The organism is Polaromonas sp., from assembly GCF_029945685.1.
Classification (GTDB): domain Bacteria; phylum Pseudomonadota; class Gammaproteobacteria; order Burkholderiales; family Burkholderiaceae_C; genus Polaromonas.
Window position 1 is genome coordinate 115,323 of sequence record NZ_JAQSDA010000016.1, and the last position, 16,823, is coordinate 132,145.

General features: G+C 63.7%; 16 protein-coding genes. 13 read left to right on the plus strand and 3 right to left on the minus strand.

Annotation, left to right across the window (positions count from 1 at the left end; translation table 11 throughout):
• The first annotated feature begins 262 nt into the window (after nt 1-262).
• The 13 genes from fliF (at nt 263) to fliR (ending at nt 11,477) form a co-directional block, all read left to right on the plus strand.
• Nucleotides 263-1,963 carry a flagellar basal-body MS-ring/collar protein FliF gene (gene fliF / locus PSV26_RS11505; protein WP_300570769.1) on the plus strand — a complete coding sequence of 567 codons (1,701 nt, stop codon included), beginning with the start codon at nt 263-265 and terminating at the stop codon, nt 1,961-1,963.
• The gene (gene fliG / locus PSV26_RS11510; RefSeq protein WP_300570772.1) at nt 1,956-2,951 is read left to right on the plus strand and encodes a flagellar motor switch protein FliG; all 996 of its coding nucleotides are present in this window, start codon (nt 1,956-1,958) and stop codon (nt 2,949-2,951) included. The genes fliF and fliG overlap by 8 nt, the downstream gene beginning before the upstream one ends.
• Nucleotides 2,944-3,717, plus strand: a complete 774-nt coding sequence (fliH, locus tag PSV26_RS11515) for a flagellar assembly protein FliH (RefSeq protein ID WP_300570775.1) — start codon at nt 2,944-2,946, stop codon at nt 3,715-3,717. The genes fliG and fliH overlap by 8 nt, the downstream gene beginning before the upstream one ends.
• Nucleotides 3,710-5,125, plus strand: a complete 1,416-nt coding sequence (gene fliI / locus PSV26_RS11520) for a flagellar protein export ATPase FliI (RefSeq protein ID WP_300512346.1) — start codon at nt 3,710-3,712, stop codon at nt 5,123-5,125. The genes fliH and fliI overlap by 8 nt, the downstream gene beginning before the upstream one ends.
• 50 nt (nt 5,126-5,175) lie before the next feature.
• Nucleotides 5,176-5,631 (plus strand): flagellar export protein FliJ, encoded by a 456-nt coding sequence (gene fliJ, locus PSV26_RS11525; RefSeq protein ID WP_300512347.1) that lies wholly within the window; start codon nt 5,176-5,178, stop codon nt 5,629-5,631.
• Nucleotides 5,632-5,648: 17 nt separating this feature from the next.
• Nucleotides 5,649-7,055: a flagellar hook-length control protein FliK gene (locus PSV26_RS11530; RefSeq protein WP_300570778.1), complete on the plus strand. Its 1,407-nt coding sequence runs from the start codon at nt 5,649-5,651 to the stop codon at nt 7,053-7,055.
• Nucleotides 7,056-7,177: 122 nt separating this feature from the next.
• The gene (gene fliL, locus PSV26_RS11535) at nt 7,178-7,660 is read left to right on the plus strand and encodes a flagellar basal body-associated protein FliL (protein ID WP_300570780.1); all 483 of its coding nucleotides are present in this window, start codon (nt 7,178-7,180) and stop codon (nt 7,658-7,660) included.
• Between the two features lie 21 nt (nt 7,661-7,681).
• Complete coding sequence (fliM, locus tag PSV26_RS11540) at nt 7,682-8,686, plus strand: flagellar motor switch protein FliM (protein ID WP_300570783.1); 1,005 nt, start codon at nt 7,682-7,684, stop codon at nt 8,684-8,686.
• A complete protein-coding gene (gene fliN / locus PSV26_RS11545; RefSeq protein WP_300570786.1) occupies nt 8,679-9,140 on the plus strand; it encodes a flagellar motor switch protein FliN in 462 nt (153 codons plus the stop codon). Before fliM ends, fliN begins: the two co-directional genes overlap by 8 nt.
• Nucleotides 9,137-9,613 carry a flagellar biosynthetic protein FliO gene (fliO, locus tag PSV26_RS11550; protein ID WP_300570789.1) on the plus strand — a complete coding sequence of 159 codons (477 nt, stop codon included), beginning with the start codon at nt 9,137-9,139 and terminating at the stop codon, nt 9,611-9,613. The genes fliN and fliO overlap by 4 nt, the downstream gene beginning before the upstream one ends.
• A 56-nt stretch (nt 9,614-9,669) precedes the next feature.
• Complete coding sequence (gene fliP, locus PSV26_RS11555; protein ID WP_300570792.1) at nt 9,670-10,386, plus strand: flagellar type III secretion system pore protein FliP; 717 nt, start codon at nt 9,670-9,672, stop codon at nt 10,384-10,386.
• Between the two features lie 27 nt (nt 10,387-10,413).
• Entirely contained in the window at nt 10,414-10,683 is a 270-nt protein-coding gene (gene fliQ, locus PSV26_RS11560; protein WP_096699905.1) for a flagellar biosynthesis protein FliQ, read from the plus strand.
• Nucleotides 10,683-11,477, plus strand: coding sequence for a flagellar biosynthetic protein FliR (gene fliR / locus PSV26_RS11565; protein ID WP_096699906.1), 795 nt, complete (start codon nt 10,683-10,685; stop codon nt 11,475-11,477). The genes fliQ and fliR overlap by 1 nt, the downstream gene beginning before the upstream one ends.
• A 72-nt stretch (nt 11,478-11,549) precedes the next feature.
• On the opposite strand, the gene flgL is transcribed toward fliR, so the two are convergent.
• The 3 genes from flgL to PSV26_RS11580 form a co-directional block, all read right to left on the minus strand.
• On the minus strand, nt 11,550-12,767 hold the full coding sequence (gene flgL / locus PSV26_RS11570; RefSeq protein WP_300570797.1) for a flagellar hook-associated protein FlgL: 1,218 nt from the start codon (nt 12,765-12,767) through the stop codon (nt 11,550-11,552).
• Nucleotides 12,768-12,787: 20 nt separating this feature from the next.
• Nucleotides 12,788-14,779, minus strand: coding sequence for a flagellar hook-associated protein FlgK (gene flgK, locus PSV26_RS11575; RefSeq protein WP_300570800.1), 1,992 nt, complete (start codon nt 14,777-14,779; stop codon nt 12,788-12,790).
• Between the two features lie 158 nt (nt 14,780-14,937).
• Entirely contained in the window at nt 14,938-16,647 is a 1,710-nt protein-coding gene (locus tag PSV26_RS11580; RefSeq protein ID WP_300570803.1) for a methyl-accepting chemotaxis protein, read from the minus strand.
• Between the last annotated feature and the right edge of the window lie 176 nt (nt 16,648-16,823).

Sequence of the window (16,823 nt, forward strand, 5' to 3'; positions counted from 1 at the left end):
CGCATCCTGCCAAAAGACGGCAAAACCCCCGGCTATTCGGCTGATCGGGAAAGACACCGCGCTCTGACAATCATTCACGAACACCGGATGCCCCAGCACCGGCCAGACGGCCCTTCGGCTTATGCCTCACTAATCAACCACTGTTGTATGTCACCTGTCGTTTCTGCCCTGTCGCCGATCTGCAGCCTCCGCAGGCATCCGGACTGCCGGACATCCACTGGCTCGGACCACCTCCGTGCCGCGGCGATAGGCGGATGAACGCATGAGTTCTGCTGCCATGGGCACTGACGCAGCCCTGCCCAAAGTCCTGCCGTGGCTGGAGCAGCTGCGGGCCAATCCCCGCCTGCCGCTGATGATCGGCGCCTCTGCCGCGGTGGCGGCGGTCGCAGCCCTGTGGCTGTGGAGCCGCGCCCCGGACTACGGCGTGCTGTACAGCAACCTGTCGGATCGCGACGGTGGAGCCATCATCGCGTCGCTGCAGCAAATGAACATTCCCTACAAGTTCGCCGAAGGCGGCGGGGCATTGCTGGTTGCGGCCAACAAGGTTCCCGAAGCCCGCCTGCGGCTGGCCTCCCAGGGTCTGCCCAAAGGCGGTACGGTGGGTTTCGAGCTGATGGACAGCCAGAAGTTCGGCACCAGCCAGTTTGCCGAGCAGGTCAATTACCAGCGCGCACTCGAAGGCGAACTCGCGCGGTCGATCAATTCGATTTCCGCCGTGGAATCGGCACGCGTTCATCTGGCGTTGCCAAAACCATCGCTCTTCGTGCGCGACCAGAAAAAGCCGAGTGCTTCCGTGGTCCTGACCCTGCATCGCGGACGGACCATCGACGAGGGCCAGATCAGCGCCATTGTTCATCTGATCTCCAGCAGCGTACCGGAGCTGTCGGCCAAAAGCATCACCGTGGTGGACCAGGCGGGCAACCTGCTGTCTGCGGCGAACGCCGGCACACGCGGCCTCGATGTCAGCCAGCTCAAATATGCGCAGGAGATCGAACAGGGCTACATCCGCCGTATCGAAACCATCCTGCAGCCCATCGTCGGCAGCGGCAATGTCCACGCGCAGGTCGCGGCGGACATCGATTTCTCCATCGTCGAGAACACCGACGAGAAGTACCGCCCCAACCAGGAACCCGGCAGCGCTGCGGTCCGGAGCCAGCAGTCCAGCGAATCCGGCCAGCAAGGCGGCAATCCGGTAGGCGGCGTTCCGGGCGCCCTGAGCAACCAGCCGCCGCCCGACCCGGTCGCCCCCATCGTCAATCCGGCACAGGCGGGCAAGCCCGGTGCCCCGGCGGCAGGGCAACTCAAGATGAGCACGGAGCTGAGTGCAGGCGGCACGCTGGCGCGCAGCAGCGCAGCGAGCAGCAATACACGCAAGGACGTGACCACCAACTATGAGGTGGACCGCTCGATCCGCCATGTGCAGCAAGGGGCGGGTGGCATCAAGCGCCTGTCGGTGGCCGTGGTGGTCAATTACCGCGGCGCCACGGGCGCCCAGGGCAAGCGCGCCGCGCAGGCGCTGCCAGCCGCCGAGCTGGAGCAGATCAAAAACCTGGCCAGGCAGGCCATGGGTTTCAGCGCCGAACGCGGTGACTCGCTCAATGTGGTCAACAGCCCGTTTGCCTCGGATGCCAGCGACGCGCCGGAACTGCCCGCCTGGCGCCAGCCCGACAACATCGAAATGGCCAAAGCCGGCGGCAAATACCTGTTGCTGGGAATACTGGCCCTGTACCTGTGGTTTGCAGTGCTGCGGCCGCTGCTGCGCAAGCATCTGCATCCGGTGCCCGCCCAGGCAACAGCGCCGGGCCAGGAAGAGACTCCCTCCGCAGACACAGTGGCGCAATCGCAGGAACGGCAAGCCGAGCGCCATCTGGAGAACATCCGGTATGCGCAGGAAACAGCCGCCAAGGAGCCCCGGGCTGTCGCCATGCTGATCAAACACTGGATGGACGAAAAAAATGTTTGACGAAGGAACACGTAAAAGCGCCATCCTACTGATGACGCTCGGCGAGGAGGCTGCCGGCAAGGTGCTGCAGCAGATGTCCCCCAGCGAAGTCCAGGCGCTCGGCGAGGCCATGGCCACCCTGGCGCATGTCAAACGTACCGAGGTCAATGACGTTCTGGAAGAGTTCCGCCTCGAGACCGAACAGTACTCGGCACTCCATCTGGATTCGGGCAGCTATCTGCGCGCCGTGTTGAACAAGGCCATGGGCAATGACCGTGCCGCAGATCTGCTGGAGGGCATCCTGCAGTCGAATGAATCGGTCAGCGGCATCGAGCGGCTGAACCAGCTGGAGGCCACCGAAGTAGTCGAGCTGATTCGCGACGAACATCCGCAGATCATCGCCACGCTGTTGGTCCACATGGAACGCAACAAGGCTGCGGACGTCCTGGAACTCCTCCCCGAGCGCGCGCGCCACGATGCGGTCCTGCGCGTGGCCACCTTCGGCGGCGTTCAGCCTGCAGCACTCAAGGAACTGACCGAGGTGCTGACCGACATGCTGGGCGGCGACGGCGGCAAACGCAGCCGTCTCGGCGGCATCCGCGCCGCTGCCGAAATTGTCAACATGATGAGCAGCGCGCAGGAAGAAAGCGTGATCAAGCATGTTCGCGAGCATGACGAAGCGCTGGCGCAAAAAATGATCGACGAGATGTTCCTCTTCGAAAACCTGCTGGAACTCGAAGACCGCAGCGTCCAGCTCCTGCTCAAGGAAGTGGAGTCGGAGTCGCTGATCATTGCGCTCAAGGGCGCGCCACAGGAACTGCGCGACAAGTTCCTCAAGAACATGTCGCAACGCGCTGCCGAAATGCTGCGCGAGGACATCGAGATGCGCGGTCCGGTACGGGTATCGCAGGTCGAAACCGAGCAAAAAGGCATTCTGCTGATCGTGCGCCGCCTGGCCGATGCCGGGGAAATCGTGCTTGGCGGACAGGGAAGCGACTCTTATGTATGACAAGGCCCCGCTCGCGCAGCGTTCCGGTACCGACCGGTTTGCCTCCGGCTTCGCCGCGCCTGCCGTGCGTCGGCCCGGCGCAGCGAAGGAGCAGATGACCGCCTGGGAACGCTGGGAAATGACCTCCCTTGCGCAGGACATGGCGCCCGTTTCCGCTGAACCCGGGGCGCCTGTCATCGTCGAGCCGCTCAAGCCGGAGCTGCTGATCGATGAAACCGAACTGGCCCGTCTGCGGCTTCAGGCGCGGCAGGCCGGGGCGGAAGAAGGGCGCCAACAGGGTTACGTGCAGGGACAGGCCGAGGGCCATACCGCCGCGATGGCGGCCGTCCATGAACAAGCCGACCACCTGCGGGCATTGACCCAGGCGCTTCCCGCCGCCTTGCGCCTTGCCGAGCGCGAGGTCGCCGGACAGTTGCTGGCGCTGGCGATGGACATTGCGCGTCAGGTGCTGGGCCAGACGCTGGCTCTGGATCCACAGGCCATTTTGCCGACGGTCCGCGAGTTGCTTCAAGCGGAGCCCGCCCTGACCGGTTCGCCCCAGCTGGTCCTGCACCCGGATGATGCGGCGCTGGTGCAGGAACACCTCGCTGACGACCTGCAGGCTGCGGGATGGCGAATCCGTGCCGACGCGGATACCCAGCGCGGCGGCTGCCGCGTTCTGGCAGCCAGCGGCGAGCGGGACGCCACACTGCAAAGCCGCTGGGACCGCGTCACCGCGGCGCTGGGACCCCACATGACCGCCACCGCCGCGTTGATTCATGGTTGACACCCCCGACGCCACCACCAAGCCACCGCTGGAGGCCTGGCAAACCCTCCTGGAAGACGCCCGGTCTTCCGTGGCGCTCAGTGTTCCGGTGCGCACCTATGGCCGGCTGACACGCGCCGTGGGACTGGTCCTCGAAGCGGTCGGGCTGCGACTGCCGGTCGGCAGCGATTGCCTGATTGAATTGCCTCCCGGCTACCCCCAAAAACACGCCGAGGCTGAAGTGGTCGGCTTCGCTGGCGACCGCATTTTCCTGATGCCCCAAAGCGAGGTGGACGGCCTCCTGCCGGGAGCCCGGGTTTACGCGCTGGAATCGCCCGGAGGCCATGCCAGTGGCACCGGGCCACGAACCAAACGCCTGCCGGTGGGCGACGGCATGCTGGGCCGTGTGGTCGATGCGGCCGGACGGCCACTCGACGGGCTGGGTCCGCTCGATTTTTCGCGAGAAGTGCCGCTGGCGGCCGCCCCCATCAACCCGCTGACCCGCGCGCCGATTGACAGCGTGCTCGATGTCGGAGTGCGCGCCATCAACGGCCTGCTGACCGTCGGCCGCGGCCAGCGCATGGGCCTGTTCGCAGGCTCCGGCGTCGGCAAGAGTGTGCTGCTGGGCATGATGGCACGTTACACCAGCGCCGACGTGATTGTGGTTGGCCTGATTGGCGAACGCGGCCGCGAAGTCAAGGACTTCATTGAAAACACGCTGGGCAAGGAAGGCATGGCCCGCGCCGTGCTGGTGGCGGCACCGGCCGATACCTCGCCCCTGTTTCGCCTGCAGGGTGCCGCCTACGCGACCTGCCTGGCGGAGTATTTTCGAGACCAGGGGAAAAATGTCCTGCTGATCATGGACTCGCTGACCCGCTACGCGATGGCCCAGCGGGAGATCGCGCTGGCCGTCGGCGAACCGCCGGCCACCAAAGGGTACCCGCCCTCAGTGTTTGCCAAGCTGCCCGCCCTGGTGGAACGCGCGGGCAATGGTGCTCGCGATGCCGAGGGTCGGGGCGGCTCCATCACCGCGTTCTACACGGTACTGACAGAAGGCGACGACCAGCAGGACCCGATTGCGGACTCGGCGCGCGCCATCCTTGACGGCCACGTGGTGCTGTCGCGCAGCCTCGCCGAATCCGGCCACTACCCGGCGATCGACATCGAAGCGTCCATCAGCCGCGCCATGACCGCGCTGATCGAGCCCGCGCAATTCCAGGTCATTCGCGGTTTCAAGCAAGCCCTGTCGCGTTATCAGCGCAATCGCGATCTGATCAGCGTGGGAGCCTATGCGCCCGGTCACGACACCCAGCTGGACCAGGCCATTGCCCTGTACCCAAAAATTGAGGCTTTCCTGCAGCAAACGATGGAAGAACGCGTCGACTACGCGGCCGCCACCGCGCAGCTCAACAGCCTGTTCCAGTCCTGACCCCGCTGACGCAATCACTGTAGCCCCTCGAACCACCAGGAGAAAACGCCGTGCCCAACAAGCTCCCTCTCGCGACACTGATCGAACTGGCGCAAAACAAGACCGACGAGGCAACCCGGCGGCTGGGCCAGCTGCAGAACGCCCACACCAGCGCAGCCGGAAAACTGGAAATGTTGCTGCAGTACCGGCAGGAATACCTGGTCCAGCTGCAGCAGCAGATGCAGGCAGGCTTGTCGTCGTCCCATGTGCGCAATTTCCAGAACTTCATCAGCACGCTGGACGGCGCCATCGAGCAGCAGCGCGCCCTGACCGTCCAGGCCGACACGCGGCTGGCGCACGGACGCGGGGACTGGCAAAACAACAAGCGCCGCCTCAACTCCTTCGACACGCTGGCCAACCGGGTTCGCCAGCAGGAAATGGTCAGGCTCGGCAAGAAAGAGCAGCGCGACAGTGACGAACGCACTTCCCGGCAGTTCTACCTGCGCGCAGGCACCGTGGCCGACTGAATTCACCCGAGAAAAACATGTCTTCTATTCTTTCATCCATCAGCGCGCCCCGCCCGCCCGACAGTCAACCGTCCCAGTCGTCCGCACGCAGCGAGGAGCCGGATTCAAACGGCGCCGAAAGTTTCGGCGCCGTACTTTCCCGCTCACTCGCGCCCGCTGGCGAGGCGGCCAGCAAAGCCGAAGACAAGGCCACCTTTGCCGCGCCGGCCCGGCGCCCGCCGGAGAGCCGCAAGGCCGATCCGGACGAGTTGGTCAACGCAATGGCGCTGCCCCTCGTCCCGCTGGAAAATCTGCTGCCCAAAGTGTTGGCTGCCGGCAGTGCTGCCGCGGCGCCAGTCGCTGGCACCATCTCCGGCGCTGCCGCCCCGGCGCTCACCGGTCTGCTTGCGGGGAAAACCCTCACGGCAGACATGGCGATGGCGGGCGAACCGATCACCGCGCCTGCGACGGTCGCATCCGCTGGCGAGGCGACGCCACAACTGAAGCTGGCAAGCGAGCCGGCACCCGAGCTGGTTGCCGCCAGCCAGAAGGACAAAGGGCTACCCGCGCTACCCGCCCGGCCCACCCGGCTCCAGGCAGCGGAGGCCGGCCCGGCAGTAGCGTTGACCACCGCTGGCATCACCGGCCCATCCAGCCCATCCAGCCCATCCGGCGCTTCGGACAGTGGCACTGCCGGTCAGTCGCCGCAGCACCCTGACAGCGCCGGAGATCTGCCGCAGGTCTCCGCCGAAACAACCGCAGACAGCGGCCCGGAACCCGACACCACACACGGCAGCGTCAAAACGCCCCTTCCGGCGATGGCAGCGCCCGAGGCCACGCCGACCGGCGTCGCCAACAGCACCAGCGCCGTCGGTCAGGCGGCTGCCGCCGACATGCCGACCGCCAGCGCCAACCCGGCCATCAGTCCGGCCGGCGTCGCAGCAATGCCCGCACCGGCCGGGATGCTTGCCTCCAGTGCGGCGCCTGCCGCCATGGCCCGGTCCCTCGCTCCTGAGGTCGGCAGCGGCGAATGGGGCAAGGCCCTGGGTCAGCAGATGATTCACATGGGCAGGGGCGGCGAACAGGTGGCCGAGCTCCAGCTCAATCCTCCAGGGCTCGGCCCTCTGAAGGTCACACTGAGCCTGAACGACCAACAGGTCCAGGCCATGTTTGTATCGGCCCATTCCTCGGTGCGTGCCGCCGTGGAAGCCGCATTGCCGCAATTGCGTAGCACCCTGGCTGACAGCGGGATCAGCCTTGGCAACACGTCGGTCAACTCCGAAAGTCAGCCACAAACGGCCTTCGCCCAGAGCCAGAACGGGCAGTCCGGCCAGCGGGGCTACCGGGCAGAGCGCACGCCCGACAACCTGGCACCTGTGGTCCTGCCAGCCATGCAAGCTTCGCAGCCGACCGGCAGAGGGATCAGCGTGGACACCTACGCTTGAGACGCGCCATGAGGCGCGTGTCCGGCAAATGCCGGATCTGACGCGTTTTACCCCTGCTTATCCGGTGATGCCGCGCGCCGGTTTTCGAAAACAATCGATTCTCAAACCCCAACAGCAAAGTCATGGCAACCAGCACCCCCCCCGCGAAGACACCCAATGCGCCCAAGTCCCGCAAGCTCCTCGTCCTGCTGATTGTTCTGGCCACGCTGGTCGTTCTGGCGGTGGCTGGCGCAGCCTACTACCTGACCATCCAGCGCAAGCAGGCCGCGCCCGTCGCAGCGGCGCCCGCCGATCCGATTTTCATCGCCCTGGAGCCCATGACCGTCAATCTACAGCCCAACGGCCGCAACCGCTTTCTGCATGTGGCCGTTACGTTGAAGGCTCCGGACGTCAAGTCGCAGGCCCTGGTCACCCAATACCTGCCGGAAGTGCGCAGCCGGCTTCTCTCGGCCCTGTCCAACCGCGCGGGCGAGTCGCTGGTCACCCCGGAAGAAAGAGCCCAGTTGGCCGCCGACATCATGACAACGCTCAACCAGCCCTTTGCGGCCAATTTGCCGTCGCTGAAGATATCCAGCGTGATGTTCACGACTTTCATGCTGCAGTAACCCGCTCAATGAAATTCACCCATGGCTTATGACCAGCAGCTGTCCCAGGACGAAGTAGATGCGCTGCTGCAGGGTGTCACCGGTGACACCGACTCAGTCAGTGCCCCGCCACCTCCTCCGGAAGGTCCGCCGACCTACAACCTCGGTACCGACGATCGCATCGTGCGCAGCCGCATGCACACGCTGGAGGTCATCAACGATCGTTTCGCCCGTCACCTGCGCAGTGCGCTGCTGACCTTCATGCGGCGCAGTGCCGACATTTCGGTCGGCGCGGTGCAGATCCAGAAGTACGGCGACTTCATCCGGCACCTGCCGGTTCCGGCCAATATCAACCTCATGCACATGAAGCCGTTGCGCGGCACCGCCCTGTTCGTGTTTGATCCCAAGCTGGTTTTCCTCGTGGTGGACAACCTGTTCGGCAGCGACGGCCGTTACCACGTCCGGATCGAGGGCCGCGACTTCACCCAGACCGAACAGCGCATCATCAAACGGTTGCTCAACCTCACGCTGGAAAGTTACGGCAGCGCGTGGCAGCCGGTCTATCCGCTTGACTTTGAATATGTGCGTTCCGAGATGCACGCCAAACTGGCCAATATCGTGGCGCCCAACGAAGTTGTGATCAACACCACATTCCAGATCGAGTTCGGCCCCATCGGCGGCGCGCTCAATGTCTGCATTCCGTATTCCATGATCGAGCCGATCCGGGACCTGTTGTCCAACCCGCTGCAGGACGAAATCGAAGTTGACAAACGCTGGGTCAAGCAGCTGTCGCAGCAGGTGCAAAGCGCCGACGTCGAGCTCAGGGCGCATTTCCTGACCATGGACTCGAGCATCGGCCAGCTGCTCAGGCTGCAGGCCGGCGACGTGCTGCCTGTCGAGATTCCGGAAACGATCATCGGCAAGGTCAACGGTGTGCCCGTCATGGAATGCGGCTACGGCACTTCCAACAACCACTATGCCTTGCGCGTGGAAAAAATGATCCACCACCAAGACAGCGACTCCAGCAAGGGAAAAGACCATGAGTGAAGACAGCAAGCAAGAGCCGGCAGCAGAACTGGACGACTGGGGCAGCGCGCTCGCCGAGCAGGCGCTCGCCTCTGCACCTGAACCTGCACCCGCCCCTGTCCCCCCGCCTCCGGCACCCGCAGCACCGTCCACGCCGGCCGGCGAGCGGGTTTTCCAGCCGCTGCAGAGCCATGCGGGTTCCGAGATTGCCAGGGGCGACATCGACAGGGTGCTCGACGTTCCTGTCCAGCTGACCGCTGAACTGGGACGCACGCGCATCACCATCAAGAGCCTGCTCCAGCTGTCGCAGGGCTCGGTTGTCGAACTGGATGGTCTGGCGGGGCAGCCGATGGATGTCTTCATCAACGGCTACCTGATTGCGCAGGGGGAAGTGGTGGTGGTCAACGACAAGTTCGGCATCCGCCTGACGGACATCATCACGCCGTCCGAACGCATGCAGAAGCTGAACCGATGAGCCGGCCGGACATCCGTGCGCTGGCCGCCACCGCGCTGGCCTGCATCAGTTTTTCAGCCGGTGCGGTGTTGCCGACCGTTCCCACCGCGACTGCAGAACCCGTGCGCTCATTCGGCGCCGCCGGCCTGCTGCAGGCTGGCCTGGGCCTGGCCGTGGTGCTTGCCCTCATCTTCCTCTGCGCCTGGGCTGCACGGCGCTTCGGCCTGCAGCAGGTCGGAGGCGGTCGCCTTCTCAAAGTAGTGTCCAGCGCCATGGTGGGCCAGCGCGAACGTGTCGTGGTGGTGGAAATCGGCGGCTCGTGGCTGGTGCTTGGCGTCGCCGCGGGCCAGGTCAGCGCGCTGCACACCATGCCGGCGCAAAAGCTCTCCGAATCAGAAGCGACGCCGTCCTTCGGCGGCCTCGCAGGCGCAAGTGCGTTTTCGCAAAGGCTGGCGGAATCCCTGAACAAGCTGAGAAAGCGGGATGGACAGTGACACATCCTGTCCACCCGCAAAGCCGCGCAGCGCTGCCGCTCCTTTGGCCATTGCTGATGCTGGCCCTGATGCTGTTGCCGACCCTGGCCTCTGCCCAGGGCCTGCCAGGCGTCACCAGCTCGCGCGGACCGGGCGGAAGCCAGACGTGGTCGCTCAGCGTTCAGACTCTGGTGCTGCTGACTTCTCTGTCTTTTCTACCGGCCCTGCTGCTGTCCATGACCAGCTTCACCCGGATTCTCATCGTGCTCGGCCTGCTGCGCACGGCCATCGGTACACAATCGTCGCCGCCCAACCAGGTGCTGGTCGGGCTCTCGCTGTTTCTGACCTTTTTTGTCATGTCGCCCGTCTTCGACAAGGTGCACAGCACGGCCTACAAACCTTTTGCCGAAAACAAGATCAGTGCCGAACAGGCCCTGGAGCGCGGCGTCGAGCCCTTCAAGCAGTTCATGCTCAAGCAGACCCGCGAGGCTGACCTGGCGCTGTTTGCCAAGCTGGCCAACATCGAGAAACTGGAAGGGCCGGAACAGGTCACATTGAGAATCCTCCTGCCCGCCTTTGTGATCAGCGAGCTCAAGACCGCTTTCCAGATCGGTTTCACGATCTTCATTCCCTTCCTCATCGTCGACCTCGTGGTTGCCAGCGTGTTGATGTCCATGGGCATGATGATGGTGCCGCCCGCCACGATTTCACTCCCGTTCAAACTGATGCTGTTCGTCCTGGTCGATGGCTGGCAGCTGCTGATCGGGGCGCTGGCCCAGAGTTTTTACACCTGACGCTGCCGCACCGGGAAAGATCGACACATGACACCTGAATCAGTCATGGCACTCGGCTACGAGGCCATGAAGCTCTCGCTGCTGCTCGGCGCGCCCCTGCTGCTGGTGGCCCTGGTCACCGGTTTGCTGATCAGCCTGTTCCAGGCGGCAACCCAGATCAATGAAATGACGCTGTCGTTCATTCCCAAGCTGCTGGCCGTGTTTGCAACGCTGGTGATTGCGGGTCCGTGGATGCTCAACAGCGTGCTGGACTACATGCGCAACCTGTTTTCATCCATTCCGCAACTCGTCGGCTGATGCCTCCTGTTTTCTCGGTCACCTCCGACCAGCTCAATCTCTGGATGGTGGCCTTTCTCTGGCCTTTTGTGCGCATGCTGGCGCTCATCAGCACCGCGCCCATCTTCAGCGAAGCCGCGGTGCCGCGCGCCGCCAAGGTCGGCCTCGCCGCCCTGCTGGCCATTGTTGTTGCGCCCACGCTGGGTGCCATGCCTGCGGTGCCGCTGGTGTCTGCCGCCGGCTTCTGGATCCTGATCCAGCAAGTCCTCATTGGTGCGGCGATGGGTTTTTCCATGCGCCTGGTGTTTGCTGCGGTGCAGGCGGCCGGTGAATACGTGGGCCTGCAAATGGGCCTGTCCTTTGCGTCCTTTTTCGACCCGACCAGCGGCGGCAACACCATGGTCATCGCCCGCCTGCTCAACGTGATGGCCATGCTGATTTTCCTGGCGGTAGACGGCCATCTGGTGGTGATCATGACACTGGCAGAAAGTTTCCAGGCCTTGCCGGTGGCCGATGCCCCCCTGGCTGCCGGCGGCTGGTTCCTGCTGGCGGCGGCGGGTGGCGAGATTTTTTCGGCCGGCCTCATGCTGGCGCTGCCGCTCATCGCCACGCTGCTGACCCTGAACCTGGCCATGGGCATCCTGAACCGGGTCTCGCCGCAGTTCAGCATTTTTGCCGTTGGTTTTCCCATCACGCTGCTGGCCGGCATGGCCATGCTGCAGTTGCTGATGCAGTACCTGGCGCCTTTTCTGGAGCCGCGGTTTGCAGCGGGGTTTTCGACCACGCTGGAGTTTTTGCAAGGTTTGAGGCCTTAGCCCAATATCCACGGATGCAGACAGCTATTAAATGTATAGCAGATAGCGCGTCTGCCTGCACAGCCATGAGGCCTACAGGTAATTGAACAGCGAGATCTGCTGGATTCTCACAAAGGTCTGCTGGCTGGCCTGCAGTGCGGTCTGGCGCTGGTAAAACTCGGAAATAGCGCGCGCATAGTCCAGGTCCTGCAGGTCGGACAGGTAGCTCTTGTCGTAGAGCGCGCGGCTGCCACCGGTGGCTCCCAGCGCGTCCAGCTCCTGCAGGCGCGTGCCGACCGAGGCGCGCACTGTCAGGACGTTGTCGTGTGCATTGGTGATCTTCCTGTTGCCGGTGCTCAACGCGTTCAACAGCTTGGCCTGCGCGGCCGGGCCGGCGTTGTCCACCGGCGCCCGCAACGCGGCGACCACATCACCAATCGCCGCAAACATGTCCGTTCCGGCATTTTTTGCCGTGGCGACGCTGAAGCTGTCGCCCGCGGCGGGAGCGCCGGTGATGCTGATCTGCAGGCCACCGAACTGGAGGGGACTGCCTGCCGTGAACGCCGTGGCTGGCACCACAGCGACCGGCGGCACCGTCGCTGTATCGACCTGGTAGGTGGTGGCCGTCGGAAAACTGATCACGAAGTCCTTGCCGTAGTTGGGATCGGCCAGATCCGTCACCGACGTCGCGCCAAACACGCCGCTACCGGTATTACCGACGGGCGATGCACTGACGTAGCCTGCGCCGCCCTGCACGGTCTGAAAAATGCTGCGGCCGTCGTCCATGCCGGCCATCTGCCGGGACACGTCCACCTGCATCAGGCGCTGGCCCTGGTCGCCGGCATAGAGGATGCTGCCGTCGGCCTGCCGCACAAACGGCGCGCTGGCACTCTTGAAGCCAGCGAAGAGGAACTGCCCATTGCCGTCATCGGTGTTTGCCAGGCCCTGCAACTGGTCAATGCTGCTTTGCAAGGTGGTGGCAATGGTGGTCCGGTCAGCGTCGGCCATCGTGCCATTGCCGGCCTGGACCAGCAGGCCCTTGATGTTCTGCAGGATGGTGGTGACGCTTTGCAGGCTGTTTTCTTCCAGCGACAGGGTCTGCGTGGCCTGCGCGCGACTGGTCGCGTATTGCGAGTTCAGCGCGATCGACTGCGAGGCCGCCAACGCGCGCGTGGCGCCAAGGGGGTCGTCCGACGGCGCGAGGATTTTGGTCATGGCGCCCATCTGTTGTTGCACCCGCAGCAGGCTGCTTTGCTGCGCGCCTATGGCGGTCTGGCTCTGTTCGTAAAAAGACTGGGTGCTGATGCGCATCGTGAACTCCTGGGCAAGGTTTAGCGGCTGATGCCCAAGACCGCGTCAAACATCGTTGACGCCGTCTGGATCACTTTGGCATTGGCCTGGTACATCTGCTGGAACATCAGCAAATTGGCGGTTTCTTCATCCTGGTTGACACCCGATACCGACTGCTGGGCAGACCGGATCTGGGTGGTCAGGCTGGTCTGGGCGGTACCGGCGATCTGGATCTGGCGGGCCTTGTTGCCGACGCTGCTGACCAGTTGCGCATACGCGTCGTTGAAGCTGGCCGACCCATTGCCCATGGTTTTCTTGTTTTGCAAGGCGCCCAGCAGCAGGGCATTGCTGCCATCGGAAACGCCACCGCTGTTTTTTTCCACGGTGAACCGGTCGCTGTTCGACGGCTGGCCGCTGATGGTGACGGTGATGCCATTGAAACTCATGGTCGCCCCCGGCGAATACGTCACGGGCGCGCCCGCGGCGTAGGGGCTGGCAGGGTCGGGCACACCGTTGGCAGGCGTCACCGTGACGGCGGCTCCGGCCGGAAAACCCGACAATTGATTGGTGGCGCTGTTGTAGGTCAGTGTCACCGTGGCCGCCAGCGGTGTCGCCAGGTAGGCGGCGTCGACTTTTCCGGCGCTGATGGCGCCGCTGCCCTGGTTGCCGGCGGTGTTGCCGGTCACGATGGGGGAAGCCGCTGCGATTTTTGCCGGGTCGGACACCAGCACCGACAGGTCACGTGCGCCGGTGCGGGTGGGCTGAATCAGGAAAGAGTCGCCCGGTGCGCCGGCGCCGCTGGCCAACGTCAGGGTGACGCCGTCGAAGGTGGTGGTGTCCGCAGGCGCTACACCGGGAAAACCAGCTGCCAGGGGAATGGTCTGGTTGTCCGACAGCCGCGTCAGGGTGTAGGCCGGTCCGGCGGTCACGTCCAGGCGGTAGTCGCTGGTGGTCAACTGGTTGCTGTCGGAAAAAGACGGCGTCAACACCAGGTTGCCTGTGTTCTTGCTGTTCAACAGTACACCGGGGCTGGCCTGCGAGAAGAAATCAGAACCCAGAACACCGTTCAGATCAATGCCAAGGTTCTGCTGGGCATTGAAAGTATCGGCCAACACAATCGCCATGCGGCCCAGCGAGTTTTGCGCCGGGGCCAGCGTTTCGCTGCGAAATTGCAACAGCCCGCCGAGCGAGCCACCGCCGCCGAGCATGCTGTCCTGCAGTTGCACGGCATTGCCGGCAGCGTTCACCACCGCGACAACGGCGCGGGTGGGGTCGCCCGACGATGGCACCGCCGCCAGCCTGGTGGCCTTGTCGCCCAGCACCAGGGTCTGCCCATTGCCAATGAAGATGTTGTACTGGCCGCCGTCCTGCACCACCAGCTTGGTGCCGATTAACTGCCCCAACTCATTGACCAGTTGGTCCCGTTGATCCAGCAGGTCATTGGGCGCCTGTCCGCCAGTGGCATTGCTGAGCATGGCCACTTGCTTGTTCAGGCTGGCGATCTGCTCGGCATAGGTGTTGATCTGCTCGACACTGCCGGCAATCTGGTCGTTGACGCTGCCGTTGAGGCCGGTCAGGTACTGGTCCATGGAACGAAACTGGTTGGCCGTGGCTTGGGCGGAACTGATCAGCTGCTGCCGTGCCGCCGGATCGGCCGGAGTGTTGGCCACCGCCTGGATATTGGTGAACAGGGACTGCAGCTGGGGTGCCAGGCCCGCTTTCTGATCGGCCAGCAGGTTGTCGATCTGGCTGATCTGCGTGGAGTAGGTGGTCAGCGACTGGTTCAGGGACTGCGCCTGGTTGAGCTGCGACACCAGGTACTGGTCGTAACTGCGTGTCACGTCGCCCACCTTGACACCGTTGCCGAAGAACCCGACGCTGGGGCTGTAAGTGCCGCCACTCGATGCAAGCTGCGCAGCCTGGCGGCTGTAGCCGGGGGTATTGACGTTGGCGGTATTGTGGCCAGTGGTCACCAGTGCAGCCTGCGCGGCATTGAGGCCACTCAGACCGGTATAAAACATGCTATTCGACATTAAGCTGGCCTTTCAAGGCGGCGACTGTTACCCGGTAACCCGGCGGCCGTTTTCGACTGCCTCTGGAATAGATAACGACATTTCCCCGGAAAACTTGAGGATGAAGCAACGGCCCGTTTGCAGAAAACTTCAGCATCCATACTCCGGGAACTCATGAGCTAGAACGTTTCCCAGTTGCCCCCGGCCGTGGCCAACTCGCCGGCCGGAGCAGCAGGCTTGCGCGGCGCAGCAATGGCCTGCCTGGCTTTGGGCGGCTGCATAGGCTTGGCCTTGGGGCTCGCAGGACGGACGGGCGCCTGGTGGTTCTGGTGCTGCACCGGCTCGCTGCCCAGCCTGAACACACTGACCACCTGACTGAGCCCGCTGGCCTGCTCCTGCAGCGAGGACGCTGCAGCAGCGGCTTCTTCCACCAGCGCAGCGTTTTGCTGCGTCACCTGGTCCATCTGCGTGATCGCCTGGTTGATCTGCTCTATTCCCGCCGTCTGCTCCTGGCTGGCCGCCGTGATCTCGGCCATGATGTCGGTCACGCGTTTGACGCTGTCCACAATCTCGTCCATGGTCTTGCCGGCCTCGGCCACCTGTTTGCTGCCTTCCTCGACCTTGTCGACGGAGTCGCCGATCAGGGTCTTGATTTCCTTGGCCGCTGCCGCACTTCTCTGGGCCAGGTTTCGGACTTCTGCGGCCACCACGGCAAAACCTCTTCCCTGCTCGCCGGCCCGGGCCGCTTCAACGGCGGCGTTCAGGGCCAGGATGTTGGTCTGGAAGGCAATGCCGTCGATCACGCCGATGATGTCGACAATTTTTCTGGACGAAGCGTTGATGGCGCTCATGGTGCCCATGACTTCGGCGACCGAGCTGCCGCCGCGAACAGCGACACTGGAGGCGGTCACCGCCAGCTGGTTGGCCTGACGGGCGTTGTCGGCGTTTTGTTTGACGGTGGACGTCAGCTCTTCCATGGACGCTGCGGTTTCTTCCAGCGAGCTGGCCTGCTCTTCGGTGCGGGATGACAGGTCGTGGTTGCCGGCGGCGATCTGGCTGGACGCTGTCGCTATCGTGTCGGTGCCGCTGCGGACTTCGCCGACCACCTTGGCCAGGCTGTCGTTCATGTCTTTCAGGGCCTGCATCAGCTGGCCGGTCTCGTCTTTGCTTGTCACTTCAATCCGGCTGGTCAGATTGCCGGCAGCCACCGTTTCTGCCACCTGAAGGGCGCGGCCCAGCGGACGGGTAATACCGACCGTCAGCCACCAGGAAAGCAGGCCGCCCAAGGCCAGCGCCACCAGCGCCAGGGAAATCAGCATGAAGCGGCCGGAGCGGTACAACAAGTCAATCGAGGCCACCGTCTGGTCAATGTTGGTCTTCTGTTGAGACAACATGGCCTTGATGCTCGCATCGTAAGCTTCCAGGGCCGGCACCAGTTTTCCATCAACCAGTTCCACGGCCTGTGCCGCCTGACCATCCGTTTTCAGTTTCAAGGCTGCCGTGCGAAACCCGATATACGCGGTCCTTTTGACCATGCTGTCTTCATACAGCTTTTTTTCTTCTGCCGTATCCAGCATGTCCAGCAGTTTTTTCGAAATTCCGGTGATGCTAAGACTGGTCGCGGCGATGCTTTTCTGAAAGTACTTTTGGTCATCCGGATCCGTACTTTTGACCAGCGCAAATGTCCGGACACTGTTGGTGCTCGTAGCCACCAGCCATTCGGCGGCGAGACGCTCCTTGAGCAGCGCCTCACTGGCCATCGCCGCGGTCGCATGGCCGACGCTCTGGAGCCGCCATACGCCAAGCCCGGCAATCACGCCCAGAAAAAGAAGAACCACCGCGAAGCCCATCCCCAGACGGGTACCGATTTTCAAATTCCTGATGTTCATGCTGGCTCCTGCGCTGTATCAGTAAAAATTGTTTGCCTGGAAAGGGCTCGAACCAAAGGGGGCAACGCCGCGCGCGCAGGCCTTTGGCCGGGCGCCATCTGCCCACCCTCCAGCCTGAACACACTGACCACCTGACTGAGCCCGCTGGCCTGCTCCTGCAGCGAGGACGCTGCAGC

What these genes read in the sequence shown, in the direction of transcription:
- fliF (WP_300570769.1), top strand. Translation starts at nt 263, where the DNA reads ATGAGTTCTGCTGCCATGGGCACTGACGCAGCCCTGCCCAAAGTCCTG.
- fliN (WP_300570786.1), top strand. Translation starts at nt 8,679, where the DNA reads ATGAGTGAAGACAGCAAGCAAGAGCCGGCAGCAGAACTGGACGACTGG.
- fliH (WP_300570775.1), top strand. Translation starts at nt 2,944, where the DNA reads ATGTATGACAAGGCCCCGCTCGCGCAGCGTTCCGGTACCGACCGGTTT.
- PSV26_RS11580 (WP_300570803.1), bottom strand. Translation starts at nt 16,647, where the DNA reads ATGAACATCAGGAATTTGAAAATCGGTACCCGTCTGGGGATGGGCTTC.
- fliP (WP_300570792.1), top strand. Translation starts at nt 9,670, where the DNA reads ATGCTGGCCCTGATGCTGTTGCCGACCCTGGCCTCTGCCCAGGGCCTG.
- fliQ (WP_096699905.1), top strand. Translation starts at nt 10,414, where the DNA reads ATGACACCTGAATCAGTCATGGCACTCGGCTACGAGGCCATGAAGCTC.
- flgL (WP_300570797.1), bottom strand. Translation starts at nt 12,767, where the DNA reads ATGCGCATCAGCACCCAGTCTTTTTACGAACAGAGCCAGACCGCCATA.
- fliR (WP_096699906.1), top strand. Translation starts at nt 10,683, where the DNA reads ATGCCTCCTGTTTTCTCGGTCACCTCCGACCAGCTCAATCTCTGGATG.
- fliG (WP_300570772.1), top strand. Translation starts at nt 1,956, where the DNA reads ATGTTTGACGAAGGAACACGTAAAAGCGCCATCCTACTGATGACGCTC.
- flgK (WP_300570800.1), bottom strand. Translation starts at nt 14,779, where the DNA reads ATGTCGAATAGCATGTTTTATACCGGTCTGAGTGGCCTCAATGCCGCG.
- fliM (WP_300570783.1), top strand. Translation starts at nt 7,682, where the DNA reads ATGGCTTATGACCAGCAGCTGTCCCAGGACGAAGTAGATGCGCTGCTG.
- PSV26_RS11530 (WP_300570778.1), top strand. Translation starts at nt 5,649, where the DNA reads ATGTCTTCTATTCTTTCATCCATCAGCGCGCCCCGCCCGCCCGACAGT.
- fliL (WP_300570780.1), top strand. Translation starts at nt 7,178, where the DNA reads ATGGCAACCAGCACCCCCCCCGCGAAGACACCCAATGCGCCCAAGTCC.
- fliI (WP_300512346.1), top strand. Translation starts at nt 3,710, where the DNA reads ATGGTTGACACCCCCGACGCCACCACCAAGCCACCGCTGGAGGCCTGG.
- fliO (WP_300570789.1), top strand. Translation starts at nt 9,137, where the DNA reads ATGAGCCGGCCGGACATCCGTGCGCTGGCCGCCACCGCGCTGGCCTGC.